Annotated in this window: 1 protein-coding gene; it reads left to right on the top strand. The window is 47.5% G+C overall.

Annotated elements, in window-relative coordinates:
• Positions 1-100 precede the first annotated feature (100 nt).
• The coding region (locus Q0546_RS05900; RefSeq protein ID WP_298791389.1) for a TonB-dependent receptor plug domain-containing protein at positions 101-1154 on the top strand (1054 nt) is incomplete at its 3' end.

Genomic DNA, 1154 nt, shown 5'->3' with positions numbered 1-1154 from the left:
TAAATCAAATTTAAAAATCTCGTTAAAAATAAAAGTTAATTTAAATAAAAAATAGATAAAATTATATCTATTATCAATTTCTTAATATAAAGGGGATGTTATGGGTAAATTTAGCATTATTGCGGCTGTAGTTTTACTGAGTGCAGCCTCGGCTCTCGCACAGACGGGAGGAGTGGATGGCAAATTTAAGCGAGCCGACAGCAATGCAACCGGATCTGTAAAGCTAGATATGGTTTCCGTCACGGCAAATAGGAGTGAAACAGACGTCGCTAAATACGCCGGCCAGGTCAGCGTCCTAAATCAAAACGACCTGGTAAAATCGCCGTCCGTCATCGACGCCCTTGGCTCGGTGCCCGGCGTAATGCTCGGAAACGACCACGGTAGACAAGTCGGCCAGTACTACAACATCCGCGGTTTTGGTTATCAAAGCGAAGCGCGCGTTATAATCGAACAAGACGGTATCAAGCGCTCGCCTTCGCTCTTTTCTAATCAAATTTCAACCTTTCGCGTGGATAACGACTTGCTAAAACGAGTCGAGGTCGTAAAGGGCGCTAGCTCCGTGCTGCACGGCAGCGGCGCGATCGGCGGTATCGTTAGTATGAGAACCAAGGACGTGAGCGACTTTATAAACCCTGGCAGCGACTACGGCGTCACGATCGGCCACCGCCAGGAAAGCAACCACATGAACTCAAATCGAGCCGCCATCGCAGCTAAACCTACGGAAAATTTCGGTATTTTACTCTATGGCAAGCATGCGGACTTCGGCAAGATAAAGATGGCTAGAGACGGCAAACGCTCGGGCGTGAAATACGCGGAAAACGACGAGCAGGTAAACACCGTCTTTGCCAAAGCCGAGTGGGCAATAACCGACGAGCATGCTTTGGAGGCTAGCGTATTTAACTATCACGAAAAATTCTCCTCCTCGCCTTGGCAGTCGCTTTTCTGGAGCGAGGACGCGGAGCTACCTACCTCGAGACGTCTAAAACAGCGAGACTATAGCGTGATATACAAATACGCTCCGCTTAATAACAGATGGATAAATTTCTCCGCTCAGTATTACAACGCCAAAGCTCTAAATCATAGGATCAGAACTGGCTTTAGCAGAGGCAATCCAGTCTATATCGACTACAAAAACAAAGACGACAGATGGGGCG

Source organism: uncultured Campylobacter sp., assembly GCF_937997465.1.
Lineage (GTDB): Bacteria > Campylobacterota > Campylobacteria > Campylobacterales > Campylobacteraceae > Campylobacter_A.
Note: the sequence above shows the minus strand (reverse complement) of the source record. Positions and strands in the feature narration are given on the sequence as shown.